The organism is Paraburkholderia phenazinium, from assembly GCF_900142845.1.
Lineage (GTDB): Bacteria > Pseudomonadota > Gammaproteobacteria > Burkholderiales > Burkholderiaceae > Paraburkholderia > Paraburkholderia phenazinium_A.
Genome location: NZ_FSRU01000002.1, coordinates 1311463 through 1334396, shown reverse-complemented (window position 1 = coordinate 1334396; position 22934 = coordinate 1311463). Strand labels below are relative to the sequence as shown.

At 61.4% G+C, this 22934-nt stretch carries 23 protein-coding genes and 1 pseudogene; 19 read left to right on the top strand and 5 right to left on the bottom strand.

Going from position 1 to position 22934, the window contains the following annotated elements; translation table 11 throughout:
• Positions 1 to 3 precede the first annotated feature (3 nt).
• The 7 genes from BUS12_RS23025 (at position 4) to BUS12_RS22995 (ending at position 6018) form a co-directional block, all read left to right on the top strand.
• Entirely contained in the window at positions 4 to 588 is a 585-nt protein-coding gene (locus tag BUS12_RS23025) for an OmpH/Skp family outer membrane protein (protein WP_429304828.1), read from the top strand.
• Positions 589 to 608: 20 nt separating this feature from the next.
• Entirely contained in the window at positions 609 to 1688 is a 1080-nt protein-coding gene (lpxD, locus tag BUS12_RS23020; protein ID WP_074299617.1) for a UDP-3-O-(3-hydroxymyristoyl)glucosamine N-acyltransferase, read from the top strand.
• A gap of 165 nt (positions 1689 to 1853) precedes the next feature.
• Positions 1854 to 2321, top strand: a complete 468-nt coding sequence (fabZ, locus tag BUS12_RS23015) for a 3-hydroxyacyl-ACP dehydratase FabZ (protein WP_074299615.1) — start codon at positions 1854 to 1856, stop codon at positions 2319 to 2321.
• A 142-nt stretch (positions 2322 to 2463) separates the two neighbouring features.
• Complete coding sequence (gene lpxA / locus BUS12_RS23010; protein WP_074299613.1) at positions 2464 to 3252, top strand: acyl-ACP--UDP-N-acetylglucosamine O-acyltransferase; 789 nt, start codon at positions 2464 to 2466, stop codon at positions 3250 to 3252.
• Between the two features lie 3 nt (positions 3253 to 3255).
• Positions 3256 to 4425, top strand: coding sequence for a lipid-A-disaccharide synthase (lpxB, locus tag BUS12_RS23005; protein WP_074299610.1), 1170 nt, complete (start codon positions 3256 to 3258; stop codon positions 4423 to 4425).
• The gene (gene rnhB / locus BUS12_RS23000) at positions 4422 to 5177 is read left to right on the top strand and encodes a ribonuclease HII (protein ID WP_074299607.1); all 756 of its coding nucleotides are present in this window, start codon (positions 4422 to 4424) and stop codon (positions 5175 to 5177) included. Before lpxB ends, rnhB begins: the two co-directional genes overlap by 4 nt.
• A gap of 55 nt (positions 5178 to 5232) precedes the next feature.
• Positions 5233 to 6018 (top strand): TrmH family RNA methyltransferase, encoded by a 786-nt coding sequence (locus BUS12_RS22995; protein ID WP_074299605.1) that lies wholly within the window; start codon positions 5233 to 5235, stop codon positions 6016 to 6018.
• A gap of 60 nt (positions 6019 to 6078) precedes the next feature.
• Here BUS12_RS22995 and ppsR read toward each other — a convergent pair whose 3' ends face one another.
• Complete coding sequence (gene ppsR, locus BUS12_RS22990; protein ID WP_074299603.1) at positions 6079 to 6894, bottom strand: posphoenolpyruvate synthetase regulatory kinase/phosphorylase PpsR; 816 nt, start codon at positions 6892 to 6894, stop codon at positions 6079 to 6081.
• A 582-nt stretch (positions 6895 to 7476) separates the two neighbouring features.
• On the opposite strand from ppsR, the gene ppsA reads away from it, so the two are divergent.
• The 3 genes from ppsA to BUS12_RS22975 all read left to right on the top strand — a co-directional run bounded on the left by ppsA (position 7477) and on the right by BUS12_RS22975 (position 11544).
• The gene (ppsA, locus tag BUS12_RS22985) at positions 7477 to 9882 is read left to right on the top strand and encodes a phosphoenolpyruvate synthase (RefSeq protein WP_074299602.1); all 2406 of its coding nucleotides are present in this window, start codon (positions 7477 to 7479) and stop codon (positions 9880 to 9882) included.
• A gap of 221 nt (positions 9883 to 10103) precedes the next feature.
• On the top strand, positions 10104 to 10547 hold the full coding sequence (locus tag BUS12_RS22980) for an NfeD family protein (protein WP_074299600.1): 444 nt from the start codon (positions 10104 to 10106) through the stop codon (positions 10545 to 10547).
• Between the two features lie 64 nt (positions 10548 to 10611).
• Positions 10612 to 11544, top strand: a complete 933-nt coding sequence (locus tag BUS12_RS22975; protein WP_074299598.1) for an SPFH domain-containing protein — start codon at positions 10612 to 10614, stop codon at positions 11542 to 11544.
• 31 nt (positions 11545 to 11575) lie between these two features.
• On the opposite strand, the gene smpB is transcribed toward BUS12_RS22975, so the two are convergent.
• On the bottom strand, positions 11576 to 12022 hold the full coding sequence (gene smpB, locus BUS12_RS22970) for an SsrA-binding protein SmpB (RefSeq protein ID WP_074299595.1): 447 nt from the start codon (positions 12020 to 12022) through the stop codon (positions 11576 to 11578).
• A gap of 100 nt (positions 12023 to 12122) precedes the next feature.
• On the opposite strand from smpB, the gene BUS12_RS22965 reads away from it, so the two are divergent.
• Together BUS12_RS22965 and BUS12_RS22960 are read left to right on the top strand one after the other, a co-directional pair.
• Positions 12123 to 12560, top strand: coding sequence for a type II toxin-antitoxin system RatA family toxin (locus BUS12_RS22965; protein WP_074299593.1), 438 nt, complete (start codon positions 12123 to 12125; stop codon positions 12558 to 12560).
• On the top strand, positions 12557 to 12889 hold the full coding sequence (locus BUS12_RS22960; RefSeq protein ID WP_074299591.1) for an RnfH family protein: 333 nt from the start codon (positions 12557 to 12559) through the stop codon (positions 12887 to 12889). Before BUS12_RS22965 ends, BUS12_RS22960 begins: the two co-directional genes overlap by 4 nt.
• Positions 12890 to 12899: 10 nt before the next feature.
• Here BUS12_RS22960 and BUS12_RS22955 read toward each other — a convergent pair whose 3' ends face one another.
• Positions 12900 to 13883, bottom strand: coding sequence for a DMT family transporter (locus tag BUS12_RS22955; protein ID WP_074299589.1), 984 nt, complete (start codon positions 13881 to 13883; stop codon positions 12900 to 12902).
• A 243-nt stretch (positions 13884 to 14126) separates the two neighbouring features.
• Here BUS12_RS22955 and guaB point away from each other — a divergent pair, with 243 nt between their 5' ends.
• From guaB to BUS12_RS39130, 7 genes and pseudogenes are all read left to right on the top strand, one after another.
• The gene (gene guaB, locus BUS12_RS22950; protein WP_074299587.1) at positions 14127 to 15587 is read left to right on the top strand and encodes an IMP dehydrogenase; all 1461 of its coding nucleotides are present in this window, start codon (positions 14127 to 14129) and stop codon (positions 15585 to 15587) included.
• A gap of 6 nt (positions 15588 to 15593) precedes the next feature.
• On the top strand, positions 15594 to 16295 hold the full coding sequence (locus BUS12_RS22945; RefSeq protein ID WP_074299585.1) for a hypothetical protein: 702 nt from the start codon (positions 15594 to 15596) through the stop codon (positions 16293 to 16295).
• A 200-nt stretch (positions 16296 to 16495) separates the two neighbouring features.
• Positions 16496 to 18079 carry a glutamine-hydrolyzing GMP synthase gene (gene guaA / locus BUS12_RS22940; RefSeq protein ID WP_074299583.1) on the top strand — a complete coding sequence of 528 codons (1584 nt, stop codon included), beginning with the start codon at positions 16496 to 16498 and terminating at the stop codon, positions 18077 to 18079.
• Positions 18080 to 18389: 310 nt separating this feature from the next.
• Positions 18390 to 19646 carry a tyrosine-type recombinase/integrase gene (locus tag BUS12_RS22935; protein WP_074299581.1) on the top strand — a complete coding sequence of 419 codons (1257 nt, stop codon included), beginning with the start codon at positions 18390 to 18392 and terminating at the stop codon, positions 19644 to 19646.
• A gap of 18 nt (positions 19647 to 19664) precedes the next feature.
• Positions 19665 to 20036 carry a type II toxin-antitoxin system HigB family toxin gene (locus BUS12_RS22930; RefSeq protein WP_253190192.1) on the top strand — a complete coding sequence of 124 codons (372 nt, stop codon included), beginning with the start codon at positions 19665 to 19667 and terminating at the stop codon, positions 20034 to 20036.
• A gap of 1 nt (position 20037) precedes the next feature.
• The gene (locus BUS12_RS22925) at positions 20038 to 20454 is read left to right on the top strand and encodes a helix-turn-helix domain-containing protein (protein ID WP_074299579.1); all 417 of its coding nucleotides are present in this window, start codon (positions 20038 to 20040) and stop codon (positions 20452 to 20454) included.
• Positions 20455 to 20461: 7 nt separating this feature from the next.
• Positions 20462 to 20607, top strand: a pseudogene (locus BUS12_RS39130) (helix-turn-helix transcriptional regulator); the annotation flags it as partial.
• A gap of 19 nt (positions 20608 to 20626) precedes the next feature.
• Here BUS12_RS39130 and BUS12_RS22920 read toward each other — a convergent pair.
• Positions 20627 to 20995, bottom strand: a complete 369-nt coding sequence (locus BUS12_RS22920) for a helix-turn-helix transcriptional regulator (RefSeq protein ID WP_253190191.1) — start codon at positions 20993 to 20995, stop codon at positions 20627 to 20629.
• A 140-nt stretch (positions 20996 to 21135) separates the two neighbouring features.
• Positions 21136 to 22932 (bottom strand): UvrD-helicase domain-containing protein, encoded by a 1797-nt coding sequence (locus BUS12_RS22915; protein WP_074299573.1) that lies wholly within the window; start codon positions 22930 to 22932, stop codon positions 21136 to 21138.
• Positions 22933 to 22934 lie beyond the last annotated feature (2 nt).

Here is a 22934-nt window from a genome sequence, read left to right as displayed (position 1 = left end):
AGGATGACTTTGCGAACCGGTATGTTTTCGAAACGTGTGGCGTGCGCGCTTGCGCTGGCAATGACTTTGGGCGTTGGGGTAGCGCACGCGCAGGAAGCCAGGATTGCGGCCGTCAACTCGGATCGTATCCTGCGCGAGTCGGCTGCTGCGAAGGCTGCCCAGACCAAGCTGGAGGCCGAGTTTGCGAAACGCGACAAGGATCTGCAGGATATGGCGCAGAAGCTGAAGTCGATGTCGGACGCGCTGGACAAGAACGGGGCGTCGATGGCGCCGGCCGACCGCGCCGAGAAGCAGCGCGACCTGTCGCAACTGGATACCGATTTCCAGCGCAAGCAGCGCGAGTTCCGTGAAGACCTGAACCAACGCCGCAACGAGGAGCTGGCCGCCGTCCTCGACCGCGCGAACAAGGTGATCAAGCAGATCGCCGAGCAGCAGCACTACGACCTGATCGTTCAGGAAGCGGTGTATGTCAGCCCGCGTATCGACATTACGGACCAGGTGCTGAAGGCCCTGGCGGCCGCGCCGAGCAATGGCACTTCGGGCACCTCGGGCGGCACGGGCGGGTCGTCCACGAACAACGGCAACTGAACAGCAGGAGCAGTACACGCATGGCTTTTACGCTCGAGGACATCGTCCAGCGGTTCGGCGGTGAAGTAGTCGGAGACCGGTCGCAGCGCGTGGGCAGTCTGGCGCCGCTCGACCAGGCTGGCCCGAACCAGCTGGCGTTCCTCGCCAATCCGAAGTATCTGTCGCAGGTCGAGACCACCCGCGCGGGCGCCGTGTTGATCAGCGCCGACGATCTCGCGAAGCTCGGCGAGCAGGGCGCTCGCAATTTCATCGTCACACCCAACCCTTACGCTTACTTCGCGCGTGTTGCGCAGGCCTTCATCGATCTGGCCGCGCCGAAGGCGCTGCCGGGCGTGCACGCCAGCGCGACGATCGATCCGTCGGCGCAGATTGCGCCGAGCGCCGTGATCGGGCCGCATGTCACGGTCGAAGCCGGCGCGGTGATCGGCGAGCAGGTGCGGCTGGACGCGAACGTGGTGATTGGCCGCGGCACGCAGATCGGCGCCGGCTCGCACCTGTATCCGAACGTCAGCGTGTACTACGGCTGCAAGATCGGCGAGCGCGTGATCATTCATGCGGGCGCGGTGATCGGTTCAGACGGTTTCGGTTTCGCGCCGGACTTTGTCGGCGACGGCGAGGCTCGCACCGGTAGCTGGGTGAAGATCCCCCAGGTCGGTGGCGTGTCGATCGGGCCGGACGTCGAGATCGGCGCCAACACCACGATCGACCGCGGCGCGATGGCCGATACCGTCATCGAAGAATGCGTGAAGATCGACAATCTGGTGCAGATCGGCCATAACTGCAAGGTCGGCGCCTATACGGTGATTGCCGGTTGCGCGGGCATCGCCGGTAGTACGACGATTGGCCGGCATTGCATGATTGGCGGCGCGGTCGGTATTGCCGGACACGTTACACTGGCCGATTATGTGATCGTCACGGCGAAGTCGGGTGTGTCGAAGTCGCTGTTGAAGCCCGGCATGTACACGAGCGCGTTCCCGGCCGTCGATCACGCCAACTGGAACAAGAGCGCGGCTTTGCTGCGCAACATCGACAAGCTGCGCGACCGTATCAAGGCGCTGGAAGCGGCCGCGGCAACCAGCGCGCAAGGCAACAAGGCGTGAGCGCCGCTTAGGCAGGCGCCAGGGCATCAAGCAGGAAGCGTCGGTTGCGGTGACCGGGCAGCATGGGCTGCCGGGTCACGTCAAGCGGCGGCAGCAAGCGTCACCAATCCACCGAACCCGTATCCGCAGTCATCATCGCGCAGTCAATGCGTGAGCAGAAACACCATGAGCACCGAAAAAATCAATCTCGACATTCATAAGATTCTCAAGCTGCTGCCGCATCGCTATCCGATCCTGCTCGTTGACCGGGTGCTCGAACTCGAGCCGCACAAGAGCATCAAAGCGCTGAAGAACGTGTCGATCAACGAGCCGTACTTCATGGGTCACTTCCCGAGCCGTCCGGTGATGCCGGGTGTGCTGATCCTCGAAGCGCTGGCGCAAACCGCCGCGCTGCTGACGTTCTCGGAAGAACCGCATGATCCGGGCAACACGCTATACCTGTTCGTCGGCATCGACAATGCGCGCTTCAAGCGCGTCGTGGAGCCGGGCGATCAGCTCATTCTGAACGCAACGTTCGAACGGCATATGCGCGGCATCTGGAAGTTCAAGGCACGCGCTGAGGTAGATGGCGCGGTTGCGGCGGAAGCCGACCTGATGTGCGCAGTCCGCCATACAGACACGGACGGCCAGTAGTCGTAGGCCGGTAACGCTGGGCCGCCGGCGGACGTCCTGTCATGGATCTCCGTCTGGGGGGCGGCCAGCAATGGAATGCCGGTCAGGCGGCACACGCCGGCGCGGCATCCAGATAACGCAACGGAATCAGAAGCGAGGGCGCATGAGCAGGATTCATCCCACTGCAATCGTCGAGCCGGGCGCGCAGCTCGACGAAACGGTTGAAATCGGACCGTATGCCATTGTCGGCCCACACGTCACCATTGGCGCGGGCACGACGGTCGGTTCGCACAGCGTGATCGAAGGTCACACGACCATTGGCGAAGAAAACCGCATTGGCCACTATGCATCGGTCGGTGGCCGGCCGCAGGACATGAAGTACCGGGACGAGCCGACCCGGCTTGTCATCGGCAACCGCAACACCGTTCGTGAGTTCACCACGATCCACACCGGCACGGTTCAGGACGCGGGCGTCACCACGCTCGGCGACGACAACTGGATCATGGCCTACGTGCACATCGGCCACGACTGCCATGTGGGCAGCAACGTGATCCTGTCGAGCAACGCGCAGATGGCCGGCCACGTGACGATCGGCGATTACGCCATTGTCGGTGGCATGTCGGGCGTGCACCAGTACGTGCGCATCGGCGCGCATTCGATGCTGGGCGGCGCGTCGGCACTCGTGCAGGACATCCCGCCGTTCGTGATTGCCGCCGGCAACAAGGCGGAGCCGCACGGCATCAACGTCGAGGGTCTGCGCCGGCGCGGTTTTTCGCCGGATGCCATCTCGGCGCTGCGTGCCGCATACCGTTTGCTGTACAAGAACGGTCTGTCGCTGGAAGAGGCCAAGGTGCAGCTGACCGAGCTCGCCTCCGCGGGCGGCGAAGGCGATGCGCCGGTGAAGGCGCTGGTCGACTTCGTGGTCGCCTCGCAACGCGGCATCATCCGCTAACCGATGACTTTGCAACCCAGTCCGCTACGGCTCGCAATGGTGGCCGGCGAGCCGTCCGGCGACCTGCTGGCCGCATCCCTGCTCGATGGCCTCGGCAGTCGCTTGCCGGCCGGCACGCAGTACTACGGCATCGGTGGCCCGCGCATGATCGCCACCGGCTTCGATGCCCACTGGCCGATGGAAAAGCTGTCGGTGCGCGGCTATGTCGAAGCGCTGCGGCACATTCCCGGGATTCTCGGTATCCGCAACGAGTTGAAGCGCCAGTTGCTGGCCGAGCCGCCGGCCGCATTCGTCGGCGTCGACGCGCCCGATTTCAACTTCGGCCTCGAACATGCGCTGCGCGAGGCCGGCATTCCTACGATCCACTTCGTCTGCCCATCCATCTGGGCATGGCGCGGCGGCCGCATCAAGAAGATCGCCAAGGCGGTCGACCACATGATGTGCGTGTTTCCGTTCGAAACCGCGTTGCTGGAAAAGGCCGGCGTGGCGGCGTCGTACGTGGGTCATCCGCTCGCCGACGAGATTCCGCTCGTGCCGGACACGCTGGGCGCGCGCCGCACGCTCGGGCTGCCGGAAAACGGGCCGGTGATCGCCGTGCTGCCGGGCAGCCGGCGCTCGGAAATCAATCTGATCGGCCCGACGTTCTTTGCCGCTATGGAGTTGATGCAGCACCGCGAGCCGGGGGTGCGTTTCGTGATGCCGGTGGCGACGCCGGCGCTGCGCGAATTGCTGCAGCCTCTGGTGGATGCCAGTCCGGGCCTCGCGCTGACGCTGATAGAAGGGCAGTCGCAGGTGGCGATGACCGCCGCCGACGCGATTCTCGTCAAGAGCGGCACGGTGACGCTGGAAGCCGCGCTGCTGAAGAAGCCCATGGTGATCTCCTACAAGGTGCCCTGGCTGACCGGTCAGATCATGCGGCGGCAGGGCTATCTGCCCTACGTGGGCCTGCCGAACATCCTGGCCGGGCGCTTCGTCGTGCCGGAGATCCTGCAGCATTTCGCGACGCCCGAGGCGCTCGCCGATGCCACCTTGAAACAGTTGCGCGACGAAGCCAACCGGCGCACGCTGACGGAAATTTTCACGGAGATGCATCACGTGCTGAAGCAGAACACGGCCCAGCGCGCCGCGGAAGTCGTGGCGAACGTGGTCGAAACGCGCAAGGGGCGCAGATGACGGGTGCACGCGTGCCCCGGCGCAAGTCCGCTGCGGCGGCGGAGCAACCCGGCTTCAACTTCAACGCCCCGGACGAGATTGTCTGCGGCGTCGACGAAGCCGGGCGCGGGCCGCTGGCCGGGCCGGTCGTGGCGGCGGCGGTGATTTTCGATCCGTCGAAGCCGATGATCCGCGGCCTCGACGATTCGAAGGCGCTCACCGCCAAAAAACGCGACGAACTGTATGACAAGATCGTCGAGCGGGCGTTGGCGTATTGCGTTGCCTCGGCGTCGGTCGAAGAGATCGATACGCTCAATATCCTGCATGCCACGATGCTGGCGATGAAGCGCGCCGTCGAAGGCCTCGCGGTTGTGCCGACGCTGGTGAAGATCGACGGTAATCGCTGTCCGGTGCTGGCTATCCGCAGCGAGGCAATTGTCGGCGGCGATGCGCTGGTCAAATCCATTTCCGCGGCGTCGATTCTCGCCAAGGTCACGCGCGACCGCATGCTGCTGCAATTGCATCAGACCTTTCCGGTGTACGGCTTCGATGCGCACTCGGGCTACGGCACGCCGCAGCATCTGGCGGCGTTGCGCGAACACGGGCCGTGCGAGCATCACCGGCGCTCGTTTGCGCCGGTGCGCGAGGCGCATCTGCGTATCGCGGGGCTGAACGTGAGCGTGCCGGGCACGTCGGGCGCCGGCACGCTGATCGCGGCCGAGGTCGTGGACGCGGCGTGGGACGAGCCGTTCGGCAACGCTGCGCGTTCCTGACACACCCGCGCGGGTATCCTGCGCCTTTCTCACATTCTCACTGTCTTCGCTGCCTGTGAAAGCCATCACCTCGCGGGACAATCCGCTCTACAAACGCCTCAAGGCATTGGCCGGCTCGACGCATCAACAGCGTCGCAGCGGTCACGCGCTGCTCGAAGGGTTTCACCTTGCGAGCGCGTATCTGGATGTCGCCGGGCAACCCGAAACCTGTCTCGTCACCGAGGGCGCGCTGCGTCACGACGAGGCGCAGACCATCGTCTCGCGGATCGACGAGCACCGTATCGTGACGTTGCCGGATGCGCTGTTCGGTCAGTTGTCGAATGTGGTCAACGGCGTGGGCATTCTGCTGGTGGTCGATAAACTCGCGCCGGCGCTGCCGGAGCGGGTCGCGCAAACCTGTGTGGTGCTCGATGGCGTGCAGGATGCGGGCAATGTGGGCTCGATTCTGCGCAGCGCGGCCGCTGCGGGTATCCAGCAGGTGTTTTGCGCGCCGGGTACGGCTTACGCGTGGTCTTCGAAAGTGCTGCGCTCAGGCATGGGCGCGCATTTTCTGCTGGAGATTCACGAAGACGTCGAGCCGCAGACCTTGATCGAGCGCCTCGCCGTGCCGGTGGTGATTACGGACTCGCACGGCGCCGAGGCGATCTACGACTGCGATCTGTCGGGGCCGCTCGCCTGGGTGATGGGTAACGAAGGCGCGGGCGTCTCGCAGACGTGGCGCGATGCGGTCACGCTGCGTGTGACGATCCCGCAACCGGGCGGGATGGAGTCGTTGAATGTGGCGGCGGCGGCCGCCGTGTGCCTGTTCGAACAGTGCCGCCAGCAGCGCGGCACGCGGTAATCTTCGCCACAACCGGGCATAGCCGCCGCAGACCTGAAGCCAGCAGCCGCTTCGCCTTCCTCAATACGCCGGCCGGTCCAGCTTGATTTCCTGCAGGATGGTCGTCGCGATCTCTTCGATCGACTTGTGCGTCGACGACAGCCACTTGATCCCCTCGCGCCGCATCATCGCTTCCGCTTCGTTGATCTCGTAACGGCAATTTTCCGGCGCCGCGTACTTGCTGCCCGGACGGCGCTCATTGCGGATCTCCGAGAGCCGCTGCGGATCGATCGACAGCCCGAACATCTTCGTGCGGTGCTCAAGCAGCGGCGTGGGCAGCTTGCCGCGTTCGAAGTCTTCCGGAATCAGCGGATAGTTGGCCGCCTTCACGCCGTACTGCATCGCCAGATAGAGGCTGGTCGGCGTCTTGCCGCTGCGCGATACGCCCACCAGGATCACGTCGGCATCGGCCAGATTGCGGTTCGATTGACCGTCGTCATGGGCGAGCGAGAAGTTGATCGCCTCGATGCGGTTCTTGTACTCCTCGGTGTCCGCGTTCTGGTGCCCACGGCCCATCGCGTGGCTCGACTTCAGCTCCAGTTCCTGTTCGAGCGGCTCGACGAAGGTCTGGAACATGTCCAGCACCAGCGCATTCGAGCCCTTGACGATCTTGTTCGACGCACTGTCGACGAGCGTCGTGAAGACGATCGGGCGGCGGCCATCCTGCCTGACCGCTTCGTTGATCTTTTCGAGCGTCGCGTAGGCCTTCTCGGTTGAGTCCACGAAGGGAACCCGAACCAGGCGGAATTTCTGGTCGAACTGGGAGAGGATCGAATGCGCGAAGGTTTCGGCAGTGATCCCGGTACCGTCGGAGACGATGAATACGGTGGGCGGCATCAGTGGGGCAGGGAACGTGAGCTGGAAATTACGCTCGAATCTAACATCGTCGCGCCGATGCCCTCTGTCCGGTGGCTAACCGGAGACTACAGAGGCGTCGGCGCGGCGCGCCGTGGGCGCCGCTCGCGCGCTCCCGACAGCCGTGGCCTCGTAATGAGCCCGACGGCAGGTCCGGGGCGCGGTTCGAGGCGCAATTCTCGTCCGACAGTCACATTTTGAGAGTCGGCACGGTAGAATAGCGGCAACCTGTTGGATAAGCAATTGCAGGCGAACCGCGCTTAACTCGCATTTATCGCCCGGTCAACGCCCTGCTTTTTACCGGTAACTTGTGGCGAATTTGAATAATTTCGTCCAACCGTGAGCTTCGTCGCGCTTTTTGCGCGCTTCGCGGCAAGGCGGTGCCTCAACGGCGGTTATTGGATTAAGCGCTTGCTGATGACGCAGCCCGGTCATCGGCCGAGCGATTGTTTATCTAACAGGTTGTGCAAGACGCGAGAGCCTCTTTTGTACACGGTTCCTATGACCGCTCGCGTCCAAGCCCACTTGCACAGTCGTGTATTTCTTCCACACTTAGGGGCTTGTATGACTAACGCAGTTAACGTCGCAAAGGATCAGGCGTATGTAGTTCCGTTCGAGCAGTTGCGGATGACCGATGTGGAGATTGTGGGCGGCAAGAACGCGTCCCTGGGCGAGATGATCAGTCAACTCGCTCAGGCAGGCGTTCGGGTGCCGACCGGCTTCGCTACGACGGCGCTGGCATTCCGTGACTTCCTCCATCACAACTCCCTCACCGAACGCATTGCCAAACGTCTCGAGACGCTCGACGTCGACGACGTGAAGGCGCTCGCCGAAGCGGGCAAGGAAATCCGTCAATGGATCGTCGACGCACCGCTGCAGCCGAAGCTCGAGGCCGACATCCGCGCGGGCTTCGACACGCTCCAGAACAGCTCGCCTGAAGAGCTGTCGTTCGCGGTCCGCTCGTCGGCCACCGCAGAAGATCTGCCGGATGCGTCGTTCGCGGGTCAGCAGGAAAGCTACCTGAACGTGGTCGGCGTCGAGGACGTGCTCGATCGCATGAAGCACGTGTTCGCGTCGCTGTATAACGACCGCGCGATCTCCTACCGTGTCCACAAGGGCTTCACTCACGCTGAAGTCGCGCTGTCGGCGGGTGTGCAGCGCATGGTGCGCTCGGACGTCGGCGCCGCCGGCGTGATGTTCACGCTCGACACCGAGTCCGGCTTCAAGGATGCGGTGTTCATCACCTCGAGCTACGGTCTGGGCGAAACCGTCGTGCAGGGCGCCGTGAATCCGGACGAGTTCTACGTCTTCAAGACCACGCTCGCCCAGGGCAAGTACCCGATCATCCGCCGTTCCATCGGCTCCAAGCTGATCAAGATGGAATTCACCAAGCCGGGCGAGCCTGGCCGCGTGAAGACCGTCGACGTGCCGCACGAGCAGCGCAACCGTTTCTCGATCACCGACGAAGACGTGATCGAACTGGCGAAGTACGCCGTGATCATCGAGAAGCACTACGAGCGTCCGATGGACATCGAGTGGGGCAAAGACGGCCGCGACGGCAAGATCTTCATCCTCCAGGCGCGTCCGGAAACGGTGAAGAGCCAGGCGTCCGGCAAGGCCGAGCAGCGCTTCAAGCTGAAGGGCCAGTCGCAGGTCATCGTCACGGGCCGCGCAATCGGTCAGAAGATCGGCGCGGGTCCGGTGCGGGTAATTCACGACCCGTCGGAAATGGACCGTGTGCAGCCGGGCGACGTGCTGGTCGCCGACATGACCGACCCGAACTGGGAGCCGGTGATGAAGCGCGCGTCCGCCATCGTGACGAACCGCGGCGGCCGGACCTGCCATGCGGCTATCATCGCGCGTGAGCTGGGCGTGCCGGCGGTGGTGGGCTGCGGCGACGCAACCGACCTGCTGAAGGAAGGCGCGCTGGTGACCGTGTCGTGCGCGGAAGGCGACGAAGGCAAGATCTACGACGGCCTGCTCGAAACCGAAATCACCGAAGTCCAGCGCGGCGAACTGCCGCCGATTCCGGTGAAAATCATGATGAACGTCGGCAACCCGCAACTCGCCTTCGACTTCTCGCAATTGCCGAACGCAGGCGTGGGTCTGGCGCGGCTCGAGTTCATCATCAACAACAACATCGGCGTGCACCCGAAGGCGATTCTCGAGTACCCGAATGTCGATCAGGACCTGAAGAAAGCGGTCGAAAGTGTCGCTCGCGGTCATGCATCGCCGCGCGCGTTCTATGTCGACAAGCTGACCGAAGGCATCGCGACGATCGCCGCGGCGTTCTATCCGAAGCCCGTCATCGTGCGTCTGTCGGACTTCAAGTCGAACGAGTACAAGAAGCTGATCGGCGGTTCGCGCTACGAGCCGGACGAAGAAAACCCGATGCTGGGTTTCCGCGGCGCCTCGCGTTACATCGCGGAAGACTTCGCCGAAGCGTTCCAGATGGAATGTATCGCGTTGAAGAAGGTGCGCGAGGAGATGGGTCTCGACAACGTCGAGATCATGGTGCCGTTCGTGCGTACGCTCAAGCAGGCTGAAAAGGTGGTTGGCCTGCTTGGCAAGTTCGGCCTGAAGCGCGGCGAGAAGGGTCTGCGCCTGATCATGATGTGCGAAGTGCCGTCCAACGCGATCCTCGCCGAAGAATTCCTGCAGTTCTTCGACGGCTTCTCGATTGGCTCGAACGACCTGACGCAATTGACGCTCGGTCTCGATCGCGACTCCGGCATGGAATTGCTGGCGGTGGATTTCGACGAACGCGACCCGGCGGTCAAGTTCATGTTGAAGCGCGCGATTGAAACGTGTCTGCGGCTGAACAAGTACGTCGGGATTTGCGGCCAGGGCCCGTCGGATCATCCGGATTTCGCGCAGTGGCTGACGGACGAAGGCATTGCGTCGATCTCGCTGAACCCGGACACGATCATCGAGACGTGGCAGGCGCTGGCTAAATCGTCGAAGAAGTAAGCAACGCAAACAAGCAGCGCAAACAAGCAGCGCAAATAATCAATGCGCATCGTTGCGGGCTGCGGCGCCGGTGCGGTTCACCAAAGTGGACCGTAGCGCACGGTAATTGGCACCCGCTTCGTGCTATAAACACCCCGGTAGATCCGGGGTGTTTTGCTTTGTCGGCCGGAGTGGGCGCTTTAGCACTTACTCCGGTCCCATGTAGCGCAGTGGAGGTCGACGTGGCGCCAGGTGGACTGTTCTGGTGGATCGGGGCGGGCGTGCTTATCGTGCTGGAGTTGATGAGCGGCACCTTCTATCTGTTGATGATCGCGTTGGGATTCATGGCGGCGGCCGTGGCGCGCATCTCGGGCGCCAACGCCGATGTGCAGTTCGGGTTGGCGGCGCTGGTAGCGCTGGCCGCAGTACTCCTGCTGCGGCGCTCGCGCTTTGGCCGCCGGCCGCGCAAGGCGGCGGCGCGCAATCCCGACGTCAATCTGGATATCGGCCAGACACTCGCCGTGACGGGCTGGCGTGACCGGCGCGCACGCGCCAACTATCGCGGGGCGGCATGGGATGTCGAACTCGCGCCGGGTGAGCCTGAGGATGCAGGAGTCTATGAGATCAGCGCGCTGGACGGCAGCCGTCTGATCGTCGTGGCCAGCAAACGGGCGGCAGACGCCTGAGGCGGCCATCTGAGGCGGCTACCCGCGCACAACATAACAACGCAGACCGGAAATTGGAGCAACCATGGATTCGACTATCGTCGGGGCAGTCCTTCTCATCATCGTGTTCGTGATCGCGGCGAAGACCATCAAGATCGTGCCGCAGCAGCATGCGTGGGTGATGGAGCGGCTCGGCCGTTATCACGCCACGCTCACGCCGGGTTTGACCTTCGTGGTGCCGTTCATCGACCGGATTGCGTATAAGCACGTCCTCAAGGAAATTCCGCTGGAGGTGCCGAGCCAGGTCTGTATCACGCGCGACAACACCCAGTTGCAGGTGGACGGCGTGCTGTACTTTCAGGTCACCGACCCGATGAAGGCGTCGTACGGTTCGAGCAACTTCGTGTTCGCGATTACGCAGTTGTCGCAGACCACGCTGCGTTCGGTGATCGGCAAGCTCGAACTCGACAAGACTTTCGAAGAGCGCGATTTCATCAATCACAGCATTGTGTCGTCGCTCGATGAAGCCGCTTCGAACTGGGGCGTGAAGGTGCTGCGCTACGAGATCAAGGATCTGACGCCGCCGAAGGAAATTCTCCACGCCATGCAGGCGCAGATCACCGCAGAGCGCGAAAAACGCGCGCTGATCGCCGCGTCCGAAGGGCGCAAGCAGGAGCAGATCAACATTGCCTCGGGCGGGCGCGAGGCGTCGATCCAGAAGTCCGAAGGCGAGCGCCAGGCGGCGATCAATCAGGCGCAGGGTCAGGCTGCGGCGATCCTGGCGGTGGCCGAAGCGAACTCGCAGGCGATTCAGAAGATCGCGGCGGCGATCCAGTCTGCCGGCGGCATGGAAGCGGTGAACCTGAAGGTAGCCGAGCAGTATGTGACCGCGTTCGCCAACCTGGCGAAGCAGGGCACCACGCTAATCGTGCCCGGCGATCTGTCGAATATGAGCGCGATGATCGCCTCGGCGCTGACCATCGTGAACAAGGGGAAGGGCGCAACCGAGGTGCGGTAAAGGGCCGCACCGCCGCGCTGCCGCACGGCGTTCAGGCCGGATTGCGCATCAAGCGGGCTTTCTCCCGTTCCCAGTCCCGTTTCTTCTCGGTTTCGCGCTTGTCGTGCTGCTTCTTGCCCTTCGCGAGGCCGATCTCGCATTTGACGCGACCGCCCTTGTAATGAAAGTTTAGCGGCACGAGCGTATAACCACGCTGCTCGACCTTGCCGATCAGCTTGCTGATTTCCTCGCTATGCAGGAGCAGCTTGCGGGTGCGTACAGGGTCCGGCGTGATATGGGTCGAGGCCTCGGGCAAGGGGCTGATGTGCGTGCCGATCAAAAACAGCTCGTTGTTCTTGATGACCACGTAGCCTTCCTTGATCTGCCCGCGGCCGGCCCGCAACGCCTTGACCTCCCATCCTTCGAGCACGAGCCCTGCTTCGTAGCGTTCTTCGACCGAGTAGTCGTAGAAGGCTTTTCTGTTGTCTATGATGCTCATGAATGGAAAGTGCCCAACTCGTTTAAAATCACGATTTTAGCAAAGCGGGGCAAGGAAAGCCCGCGGCGCTTGTCCACCCTTGCCACGTGCTGTCCAATTTATGGCAGATGTCCAGAAAACCGTGTTGATACGCCATTCGGCGGAACAGATGTTCGACCTCGTTACCGACGTCGCCGATTACCCGAATTTCCTTCCCTGGTGCGGCGGGGTCGAGATTCGTCGCCAGGACGAAAGCGGCATGGAGGCGCGGATCGACATCAACTTCAAGGGCATCAAGCAGCACTTCGCCACCCGCAACAGCATGCAGCGACCTACGCGCATCGACATGGAGTTCGCGGACGGCCCGTTTCGCAAGTTCACCGGCTACTGGCGCTTCACGCCGCTGCGCGAGGACGCCTGCAAGATCGAATTCGCGCTGCACTACGAATTCACCAACATCATCCTCGAGAAGATCATTGGCCCGGTGTTCAGCCATATCGCCAACACCTTCGTCGAATCGTTCGTGAAGCGCGCCGACCAGCGCTACGGTAAGGCATGAGCGCGATGCTGTCGATCGAAGTCTGCTATGCGCTGCCCGATGAGCAGGCGCTGATCCCTGTTGAGCTGCCGCAAGGGGCTACCCTGCAGCAGGCGCTCGACGCCAGCGGCATCCTGAAGCGCTATCCGCAGATCGATCTGGAGAGGCAGAAGGTGGGCGTGTTCGGCAAGCTCAAGCCGCTCGATACGCCGCTTGCCGACCACGACCGCGTGGAAATCTACCGGCCGCTGATCGTCGACCCGAAGGCGGCGCGCCAGCGGCGCGTCGAAAAGACCCGCAAGGAAGGCTCGATCGAAGGGCGCAAGTGGACCAATCGGGATTCGCGCTAGAGCGGGTCAGTCAATGCGCCGACGCCTGCGCCTTCTCCTCGATCGACAGCGTCTGCGCGCCGTCATCCCCGTGTTGCCGCACCGACCAGCTCACGCCCGCCACCAGCAGCGCGATGGCCGCCATTTCGAGCGGGCGCGGCAGCCGGTGATCGTAGATGAACGCATAGAGCAGCGCGAACAGCGTTTCAAACACGATCATCTGACCTGAGAGCGTCAGGGGCAGGCGCTTGGAGGCGGCGTTCCACAAACCATTGCCGAGCCACGACGCGCCGATTGCCAGCCCCAGATTGAGCATCCAGAAAGTATGCCAGCGCTCGCTGCCGAGCGTCGTCTGCAGGCTGCCGGAAGGCAGCACGGCGATCGCAAGCCACAAGGCCGCGCCGAGCGCGCCGGTCACGACACCCCACAATACCGACCATTCGTTGCCGCTGAAATGGGTCTGGCGCTGCAGGTAGCGGGTGTTTTCGACCGCAAACCACGTCCAGCAGACCAGCGCGCCCACCGCACAGGCGAGCCCGGCGAGCTTGGTGAGGAGGCTGGTAGACGTGCCCGACGCCGCGTCGGCCGCGGTGAACACATCGACGTTGATGCAGGCGATCCCGGCCACCACCATGGCCAGCGGCCAGGCGAGGCGGGCGAGCGGTACGGCGCCGCGGTCGCGCCGTCCCAGCAGCGTGACGGTGACCGGCAGCACGCCGACGATCAGCGACGACGGCGCAATCCCGATCAGGTGGACGGCGCTGGTCAGAAGAATGTAGTAGAGCAGGTTGCCGGCCAGCGCCAGCTTGACGAGCGCGTTCAGGTCGTCGCGGGTCAGTCTCGTGACGAGCGAGCGCGCCATGGGCAGGGCGGCGGCGAGCGAGACGGCGCCGTACATCGTGTAGCGGCCGGCGCTCAGAAGCAGCGGGGAAAAATCGGGCAACATCCGCGGCACCAGAAACACCATGCCCCACAAGGCCCCGGCCATAACGCCGTACGCTACACCACGCTGCATCGACTACTCCGACATAAAACCTGAACAGGTGCGCAGGTTACCCGGTCGCCCGGGCGCTGTCTTGTTCGATCCTGCACAGGTCTCGCGAAACGAAACCGGTTCGAACCCGACCCGAACGGCGAAGCGAAATTCCCCTGCCGAAAGACCCTGGAAAATCACCGGAAATTCGCTAACCTGCTGTTCGTGCAGTGAAAAAGAGGAAGGTATCGCGTATAATTCGCTTTTGCGCCTATAGGATTTGCCATGCGTCTGATCCAAACAGCACTCACGTTCGATGACGTGCTCCTCGTCCCGGCCTTTTCCGATGTTCTGCCGCGCGACACCAGCCTCAAGACCAGGCTGACCCGCAACATTTCCCTGAACATGCCGCTCGTGTCCGCCGCCATGGATACGGTCACCGAAGCTCGCCTCGCCATTGCCATGGCGCAAATGGGTGGCGTCGGCATCATCCACAAGAATCTCACGCCGGCTGAGCAGGCGCGTGAAGTGGCCAAGGTGAAGCGTTTTGAATCGGGTGTGGTGCGCGATCCGATCACCGTGCCGCCGCAAATGAAGGTGCGCGACGTCATTGCGCTGTCGCAGCAGCATGGCATTTCGGGTTTCCCGGTGGTGGAAGGTGCGCAACTGATCGGCATCGTCACCAACCGCGACCTGCGTTTCGAAGAGCGCCTGGACGAACCGGTGCGCAACATCATGACGCCGCGCGAGCGTCTCGTCACGGTCAAGGAAGGCACGCCGCTCGCGGAAGCCAAGGCGCTGATGCACAGCCACCGCCTCGAGCGCGTGCTGGTCATCAACGACGCGTTCGAACTGCGCGGCCTGATGACGGTGAAAGACATCACCAAGCAGACCGAACACCCGGACGCCTGTAAAGACGAACACGGCAAGCTGCGCGCGGGCGCGGCGGTCGGCGTAGGCGAAGACAACGAAGAGCGCGTGGAACTGCTGGTGCAGGCGGGCGTCGACGTGATCGTCGTCGATACCGCGCACGGTCACAGCAAGGGCGTGCTCGAGCGCGTGCGCTGGGTCAAGAAGAACTTCCCGCACGTGGAAGTGATCGGCGGCAATATCGCAACTGCAGCCGCCGCCAAGGCGCTGGTCGAATACGGTGCAGACGGCGTCAAGGTCGGTATCGGCCCGGGCTCGATCTGCACCACGCGTATCGTGGCCGGTGTCGGCGTACCGCAAGTCACGGCGATCTCGAACGTCTCGGAAGCGCTGAAGGGCACGGGCGTGCCGGTCATCGGCGACGGCGGCGTGCGTTTCTCGGGCGACGTCAGCAAGGCGCTGGCAGCCGGCGCGAGCGCCGTGATGATGGGCAGCATGTTCGCCGGCACCGAAGAAGCGCCGGGCGACGTGTTCCTGTATCAAGGCCGCCAGTACAAGTCATACCGTGGCATGGGTTCGGTCGGCGCGATGAAGGACGGCGCAGCAGACCGTTACTTCCAGGACAACTCCGCGAACATCGACAAGCTGGTGCCGGAAGGCATCGAGGGCCGCGTCGCCTACAAGGGCTCGGTCACGGCGATCCTGTTCCAGCTGATCGGCGGCGTGCGCGCCAGCATGGGCTACTGCGGCTGCCGCACCATCGCCGAGATGAACGACAAGGCGGAGTTCGTGCAGATCACCGGCGCGGGCTTGCGCGAGTCGCACGTCCACGACGTGCAGATCACCAAGGAAGCGCCTAACTACCACGTGGACTAATCGCCCATGAAGCCCTTGCTGCGCGCGGTACTGATCATCGATGCCTTGCTGTTGCTGGCGTTCGGCCTGCTGTTCCTGCTGACGCCCTGGACCTCGCTGTACAACGCGCTGCAACTGGTGCAGACGCAACCCACGCTGGTTGGACAGGGGCTGGGCATCACGCTGATCGGACTCGCGTGGCTGGCTTTTCATGCGTCGATCGACGGTGCGCTGACCTCGACGGTCGCCAAGGTCGTCGGGCATGTGAACTGGCTGACGGGTCTGCTGATGCTGGTCTGGCTGATCGGCATGCATCGGCCTGAGTTGACCGGCTTCGGTCAGTTGGTCGCGGTGCTGGCGGGTGTGGTGCTGGTCGTGATCGGTCTCGGCGGTGTGCGGCTTTCGGGTGCGGTCCGCCGCCGCGAACGCTTGCGTGTGGCCGAGGCGGCCGCTGCGGAGCGGGCCGAAAAGCAGGCCGCGAAAGACGCTGCGCGAGGGCGCGACGCGGTGGGCTATCGGGCCGAACCGGTGGTGCAGCCCGTTGTCGTGGAGCCCGTGGTGCCGCCGGCCACGCGTCCAGCCAATCCGATCAGCCCTGCAACCGGCCATCCGGTCGAGCCGGACTTTGCTGCTGCCAACCGGCCGGGAACGCTTTCGGCGAGTGACGTCGAAGCGCGTAGCTCTGCAGCGGATGCGCCGGGCGCGCCAAGGCCGCCGTTCCATGGCTGAACGGCTGACGCGGGCGTCCCGCCACGCCATCTGCCGAAGCTTCCGGATTCCGTCTGCACGCGTGCTGCACGGTGCGTCTGCGCGATGTCAGATACCGCGTTGCCCAACATGGCTTGCCGTGGCCAGGGCCGTTTTGAATTCAACGCCGCGCCTCGTGCGCGGCTTTCCTTATCCGTTCACTTTAGATTCCGTCCGCTGCCATGCATGACAAGATCCTGATTCTCGACTTCGGTTCGCAAGTCACCCAACTGATTGCACGTCGCGTCCGCGAGGCGAACGTGTACTCGGAAATCCATCCGTACGACGTCGATGCGTCGTTCATTCGCGACTTCGCGCCGAAGGGCGTGATCCTGTCGGGCGGCCCGAGCTCGGTCACGGAGACCGATACGCCGCGCGTGCCGCAAGTGGTGTTCGAGCTTGGCGTGCCGGTGCTGGGCATCTGCTACGGCATGCAGGCAATGGCCGAGCAACTCGGCGGCAAGGTCGAAAACGGCCATGTGCGCGAGTTCGGTTACGCGGAGGTGCGTGCGCGCAATCATACGAGCCTGCTCGACGGCATCAGCGACTTCACCACGCCGGAAGGTCACGGCATGCTGAAGGTGTGGATGAGCCACGGCGACAAGGTGCTGGAAATGCCGGCGGGCTTCCAGTTGATGGCTTCCACCGAATCGTGCCCGGTCGCGGCGATGGCCGACGAGGCACGCCATTTCTACGGTCTGCAATGGCACCCGGAAGTGACGCACACGGTGAAGGGGCGCGCGATGCTCGAGCGCTTCGTGCTGAAGATTTGCGGCGCGCAGCCTGATTGGGAAATGGGCCACTACGTCGACGAAGCGGTTGCGAAGATTCGCGAGCAGGTGGGCAAGGAGCATGTCATCCTGGGTCTGTCGGGCGGCGTGGATTCGTCGGTGGCGGCGGCGCTGCTGCATCGCGCGATTGGCGATCAACTGACCTGCGTGTTCGTCGACCATGGCCTGCTGCGTCTGAACGAAGCCGAGCAGGTGATGGCGACATTTGCGGACCACCTCGGCGTGAAGGTGATCCATGTCGACGCAAGCGAGGTGTTTCTCTCGAAGCTCGCTGGCGTGACCGATCCGGAAGCGAAGCGCAAGATCATCGGCGCGGAATTCGTCGAAGTGTTCCAGACCGAAGCCGGCAAGCTGACGGATGCGAAGTGGCTCGCGCAGGGCACGATTTATCCGGACGTGATCGAATCGGCTGGCAAGGGCAAGAAGGCCACGCAGACCATCAAGAGCCACCACAACGTGGGCGGCCTGCCGGAGACGCTGAATCTGAAACTGCTCGAGCCGCTGCGCGAGCTGTTCAAGGACGAAGTGCGCGAACTGGGCGTGAAGCTCGGCTTGCCGCCGGCAATGGTGTATCGCCATCCGTTCCCGGGCCCGGGTTTGGGCGTGCGGATTCTCGGCGAAGTGAAGCGCGACTTTGCGGATTTGCTGCGCCGCGCGGATGCCATCTTCATTGAGACGCTGCGTACGACTATCGATAAGGAAACCGGCAAGTCCTGGTACGACCTGACGAGCCAGGCGTTCGCGGTGTTTCTGCCGGTGAAGAGCGTGGGCGTGATGGGTGATGGGCGCACGTATGAGTATGTCGTGGCATTGCGCGCCGTGCAGACGCAGGATTTCATGACCGCGCATTGGGCGCATCTGCCGCATGAGCTACTCGGCCATGTGTCGAACCGGATCATCAATGAAGTGCGGGGGATTAACCGGGTGGTTTATGACATCTCGGGGAAGCCGCCGGCGACAATCGAGTGGGAGTGAATTGACGTCCTTCGAGGACTATCGCCAGCTATCGAAAAATCGTTGTAACGTGTTGATTTATAAAAAATACGTCGCGACAACTATCGGTGGCTATCGTCGGCCAGCAAAAAAGGTTGACGGTAAAGCTGACGGTAAGAATCGAGGCCGAATTAAGACCCTCCCGTTCACTATTCAGACTTTTACCGTCTTTGACGGTAAAAGGCTTCTCAGGAAAGCTTGTTTTATGCGGCTTTCCGGGCATCAACAGGTCTCCTGGTCCCTGACGGTAAAACCTGACGGTAAAGCCGTCAAAAAGCCGGAGGAACCCTCGATGCTTACCGACGCTGCACTGCGTAACTTGAAGCCTAAGTCCAAGATTTATAAGGCTTCTGATCGTGATGGGATGTACGTGACGGTATCGCCCAGCGGTACCGTCACGTTCCGCTACGATTACCGTTTTAACGGACGCCGGGAAACGCTGACCCTCGGGCGCTATGGCCCTGACGGTATCTCACTGGCTATGGCGCGCGAACTGCTCCTGGACGCGCGGAAAACCGTTCTCAAGGGCCTATCGCCCGCGCTTGAAAAGCAACGCGAGAAACGTCGTGTGGTGGCCATCAAGACCTTCGGCACGGCGATGGAGACATGGCTGGCCAATGCAAGGTTGGCTGACAGCCCCCGCGCCGTGCGCAAGCACATCATTGACCGGGACATCCTGCCGGTTTTCCGGAGCCGCCTGCTGACCGAAATCCAGCCTGAAGATCTGCGGGCCTTGTGCAACAAGGTCAAGGAACGTGGGGCGCCAGCCACGGCGGTGCAGATTCGGGACATTGTGAAGCAGGTTTATGTCTACGCCATCGCTCACGGTGAAAAGGTGGACAACCCCGCTAACAGCGTGGGGGCGGCCTCGATTGCGACCTTCGTACCAAAGGATCGCGCTTTGTCGCCGCTGGAAATCCGCCTGATGGTGCAGCAGATGGAATCGGTGGCGACCTATCCGACCATCAAGCTGGCGCTGCGCCTGATCCTGCTGACGCTGGTGCGCAAGAGCGAATTGATCCAGGCCACCTGGGATGAGGTCGATTTCGAGCGTGCGACCTGGACGATTCCGAAGCAGCGGATGAAAGGGCGAAATCCGCATGTGGTCTATCTGTCTCGCCAGACACTCGACATCTTCGTCACGCTGCACGCCTGCGCAGCCGGCTCAAGATTCGTTTTTCCTTCCCGTTACGATGCACAGCGTTTCATGTCCAATGCGACCTTGAATCGGGTCACGCAACTCGTGGCCGAGGCTGCAAAAACCAAAGGGCTGCCGCTACAACCGTTCACCGTCCATGACCTGCGCCGCACAGGCTCGACGCTGTTGAACGAAATCGGCTTCAACCGTGACTGGATCGAGAAATGCCTGGCGCACGAGGACGGGCGTTCCTCGCGCTCGGTCTACAACAAGGCCGAATACGCGGAGCAACGGCGCCACATGCTGCAAGAGTGGGCCAACCTGGTCGATGCCTGGGGCGGCGGGCAGACCTACGTGCCGAAGCTGATGCCGGAGAACGTGGTCGTGCCGGCGTTGAGCACGACGGTTTGAGCTGGCTGACTTGCCTCAATGGTGGAAGTTGACAAAAAGTCAACTTCCACCTATCCTTTTATCTGTGAGCATGGATCGATGCACGTCATATCCAGAAAGCCGTTCAGCGATGCAGCAAAGGCTTATCCGAACGACGCCGAAGCGATCGACCGCACGTATCGGGTGCTGCGATCCGGCGATTTCGATACGCCGCAGGCACTGCGACAGGTTTTTCCGTCGCTGGACAACTTCAAGTACAAGGACAAGTGGTGGGTGTTGGACATCGGTGGCAACAATCTTCGACTGATTGCCTTCATCGAATTCCGAGACAACCGCATGTACGTCAAGCACATCGCAACGCATGCCGAGTACGACAAGCTTTGCAAACGCTACCGGAAGGAGGGTGACTGAGATGGGATTTGCCGCCATCAGGGAGCGAGCCCATGCCTTGTTCGACGAGGCAAGTTTCATTGGCCACATCGCCAGTGAGGACGATTACGCCCAGGCGCTGGCGTTGATGGACGAGCTGGTCGAGGACTACGAGGCCAACCGTCCACTGATTGAGATTCTGGCCCGTTCCATCGAGACTTGGGAAAACGAATCCGACGAGTTTGCGGCATTCAACGCGCGCGTGGCGAAGTTGGGTGGCGTCGACGTGCTCCGGTTGCTGATGGAGCAGCATGGGTTGGGTGTGGCCGACCTGCCGGAGATCGGCAGCAAGTCGTTGGTGTCGAAGATTCTCAATGGCCGAGGCCGTAACCTGACTCGCGACCACATCGCGGCATTGAGCAAGCGATTCTCAGTCAGCCCGGCTGTTTTCTTCGGTTGAGTTGATTCCTGCGCCGGTGCATGAGGGCAGCGCGTCGATCTGGCAATTGGCGGACGTGTTGGACGTGGCGCGGGCGGGTTTGCAGGTCAATGTGAAAAGGAAGGCTGGCGGTTGCCGCGCTCGGCGTCCAAGGAGCTGGGAGCCTTGTTTGGATACGAGTCGCTGCCCAGCCTCATTCACTCAAACCCGCCCGAACAGGGCGGGCTTTTCGTAGGCGGACATCCGGCTTCGAGACACCGCCGCGCGGGGCTTGCTTGCGCTGCTCGATCCACGCTTCCACTTCGGCCAAGTCCCACACGACGCAGCGCGGTGTCAGATTGAAGCGGCGCGGGAACTCGCCGCGGCGCTCCATTTCGTAGATCGTCGTTTCGGCTAGGGGGACGATCTGCCGCAGTTCCTGGCGGCGGATGGTGCGCCGGAAGGGAAGGGGGCTGCCCTTCGGAAATTGCGGTATCGCCTCGTAGGCTTCCGTCCCCGGCAAAGGGAGGGACTGGCTGGCCTCGATGTCGGCTGCACTGGATGCTTTCGATATCTGTTCCATCTCGGACTCCATGAGCACGCTGCATGGAGACATGGTGAAGTTCAGTATCTATCGGGACAACTTGCTGCGGCGTAGTGCGGCCAACCCGAGGGGAAGGTCGATGTCCGCCAGTCTCCGCCATCCGATCTCAACGTCGCACTCTATGGGACTTGATCGTAGTCGAACTTGCACGCTGCCAGTTTTCGAGTCGCTTTGTATTCATTTCCGGAATATTGGGTGCGACCGCGTTCCGAAATAAGGTGCAGATTTTTCCGGGCACGAGATCCGATGACGTAGAGCAACTTCATCGCGCTTTCTTGGCCGTTTGGATCGTTGAAGTGGGGCACCATATCTTCAAGAAGAGCGTAGGCGATCACAGTATCGAACTCCGCTCCTTTCACGCCGTGGATCGTTGAAATGGTTATCCCCGTACGGCTTTGAAAGACTTTTCTGAACGTTTCGATGTTCCCGATAAATTCAGTCCCTTCTTTTTTCAAGCGATCAATTCTGGCTTGAGAGCTTTCAAAGAATGCTTTGTGGTGTTCTTGAAGTAGTGGAAAAATCCGAAAATCTATAGTCAGGTTGGAGAACAGAGTTTCAAAGAATTTATGAAGATAGGTGAGTCCGTCACTCTCATCGATCTGGATTTTATTACATTCTTTGAGTAGCGATTTTCTAGTGAGGCCGGAAGTGCTCACGCCGACGGTATCCAGGTCATTTAGGATTTCCCCGGCCCATCGTAGTCTGCGCACATACATGCTCGGTGACGCTTGCGTCAAAGCAATCTTCGCAAGTTTGTACCAAAAATTCTCTGTGTCCCGAGCGAAGGGAACCATGCCTGGACCATCGAATGAATACTCGGGCATGCTGGCAACCAAGCGGCGCGTCATGCTTGCCAGATGCACCCACTGCGGCGCGAGTATGCAGACCTCGTGAGGAGCAATTCCCTTCGTCTGGATGTTGAAACGAATCAGTCGAATCAACTCATCTTCCAGATCTTCCTTGCTGACTGTCGTGTTAAAGGAGATCAGACTTTGATAGTTCTTGTCCTTAGACTCAGATTCGATGTTGGTTGCATGGACGTTGAAGTTTCCAAAGTATTCGATGATGCGATCGGAAGAACGATAGTTTTTTGAAAGTTCGAGTTCGTCAATGTCGATTCCCGCCATAGCCTTGAAATCCTCATGAGCCATCGGGTAGCCGCCGAGTGTCTCGTAAATCGCCTGATTGGGGTCTCCAACAATCAGAGTTTTCGTTGTGCCTTGGCCGGCTTTCAGAATTGAAGTGATGATTGAATACTGGATTCGTTTAGTATCTTGATACTCATCCACCAGAACGAAGGCAAACAATTTGCTCAAAATGGCACTAATGGCTGGGTGGCTGGAAATTAGCTGATAGGCGTAGAACAGAATCAGCTCGAAATCTATTTCCCTGTTCTTGCTTAGGATGTTGAAATACCCTTCCAGTATCTTATGTAAGCCATCATGCTTCCAGTCCTGCTGGCATGAAAGGATGTAACCAGTTTCGGTAAAATAGAAATCGCAGTCCCAGAAGGTAATTTTGGGTTTTTTGTACGGTTCGCAAAGCCTCTCTAATATCTTCTCGCGTTCATGTTGGTCGATGACGCGAAAGCCATGTTTCAGAGCACCGTGATAGATGCCATATGGTTTCAATATCCATTCGAGGCAAAAGGAGTGGATGGTGCCAATCCAAAGCTGGGACGTGTCTACACCCAAATCCTCGATCCGTTCGTGAATCTCGTCAGCCGCACGATGCGTATAGGTAATGGCGATGACAAATTGTTTTTTTGACTCCAGCCGAGATAGCTCATACGCAATCTTGTAGGTCAGGGTCCGAGTTTTGCCGCTCCCTGGGCAGGCGACAAGAAATACACTGCCGGGATGCAGGATTGCCGCTTCCTGCTCAGGGTTCAGGTCGTCGTTATCCCACGTGAACATGA

What these genes read in the sequence shown, in the direction of transcription:
- BUS12_RS22925 (WP_074299579.1), top strand. Translation starts at nt 20,038, where the DNA reads ATGGGATTTGCCGCCATCAGGGAGCGAGCCCATGCCTTGTTCGACGAG.
- guaA (WP_074299583.1), top strand. Translation starts at nt 16,496, where the DNA reads ATGCATGACAAGATCCTGATTCTCGACTTCGGTTCGCAAGTCACCCAA.
- BUS12_RS22935 (WP_074299581.1), top strand. Translation starts at nt 18,390, where the DNA reads ATGCTTACCGACGCTGCACTGCGTAACTTGAAGCCTAAGTCCAAGATT.
- ppsR (WP_074299603.1), bottom strand. Translation starts at nt 6,894, where the DNA reads ATGCCGCCCACCGTATTCATCGTCTCCGACGGTACCGGGATCACTGCC.
- BUS12_RS22965 (WP_074299593.1), top strand. Translation starts at nt 12,123, where the DNA reads ATGGCAGATGTCCAGAAAACCGTGTTGATACGCCATTCGGCGGAACAG.
- smpB (WP_074299595.1), bottom strand. Translation starts at nt 12,022, where the DNA reads ATGAGCATCATAGACAACAGAAAAGCCTTCTACGACTACTCGGTCGAA.
- BUS12_RS22975 (WP_074299598.1), top strand. Translation starts at nt 10,612, where the DNA reads ATGGATTCGACTATCGTCGGGGCAGTCCTTCTCATCATCGTGTTCGTG.
- lpxB (WP_074299610.1), top strand. Translation starts at nt 3,256, where the DNA reads ATGACTTTGCAACCCAGTCCGCTACGGCTCGCAATGGTGGCCGGCGAG.
- BUS12_RS22955 (WP_074299589.1), bottom strand. Translation starts at nt 13,883, where the DNA reads ATGCAGCGTGGTGTAGCGTACGGCGTTATGGCCGGGGCCTTGTGGGGC.
- guaB (WP_074299587.1), top strand. Translation starts at nt 14,127, where the DNA reads ATGCGTCTGATCCAAACAGCACTCACGTTCGATGACGTGCTCCTCGTC.
- lpxD (WP_074299617.1), top strand. Translation starts at nt 609, where the DNA reads ATGGCTTTTACGCTCGAGGACATCGTCCAGCGGTTCGGCGGTGAAGTA.
- fabZ (WP_074299615.1), top strand. Translation starts at nt 1,854, where the DNA reads ATGAGCACCGAAAAAATCAATCTCGACATTCATAAGATTCTCAAGCTG.
- BUS12_RS23025 (WP_429304828.1), top strand. Translation starts at nt 4, where the DNA reads ATGACTTTGCGAACCGGTATGTTTTCGAAACGTGTGGCGTGCGCGCTT.
- lpxA (WP_074299613.1), top strand. Translation starts at nt 2,464, where the DNA reads ATGAGCAGGATTCATCCCACTGCAATCGTCGAGCCGGGCGCGCAGCTC.
- BUS12_RS22960 (WP_074299591.1), top strand. Translation starts at nt 12,557, where the DNA reads ATGAGCGCGATGCTGTCGATCGAAGTCTGCTATGCGCTGCCCGATGAG.
- rnhB (WP_074299607.1), top strand. Translation starts at nt 4,422, where the DNA reads ATGACGGGTGCACGCGTGCCCCGGCGCAAGTCCGCTGCGGCGGCGGAG.
- BUS12_RS22915 (WP_074299573.1), bottom strand. Translation starts at nt 22,932, where the DNA reads ATGTTCACGTGGGATAACGACGACCTGAACCCTGAGCAGGAAGCGGCA.
- BUS12_RS22945 (WP_074299585.1), top strand. Translation starts at nt 15,594, where the DNA reads ATGAAGCCCTTGCTGCGCGCGGTACTGATCATCGATGCCTTGCTGTTG.
- BUS12_RS22920 (WP_253190191.1), bottom strand. Translation starts at nt 20,995, where the DNA reads ATGGAACAGATATCGAAAGCATCCAGTGCAGCCGACATCGAGGCCAGC.
- BUS12_RS22930 (WP_253190192.1), top strand. Translation starts at nt 19,665, where the DNA reads ATGGTGGAAGTTGACAAAAAGTCAACTTCCACCTATCCTTTTATCTGT.
- ppsA (WP_074299602.1), top strand. Translation starts at nt 7,477, where the DNA reads ATGACTAACGCAGTTAACGTCGCAAAGGATCAGGCGTATGTAGTTCCG.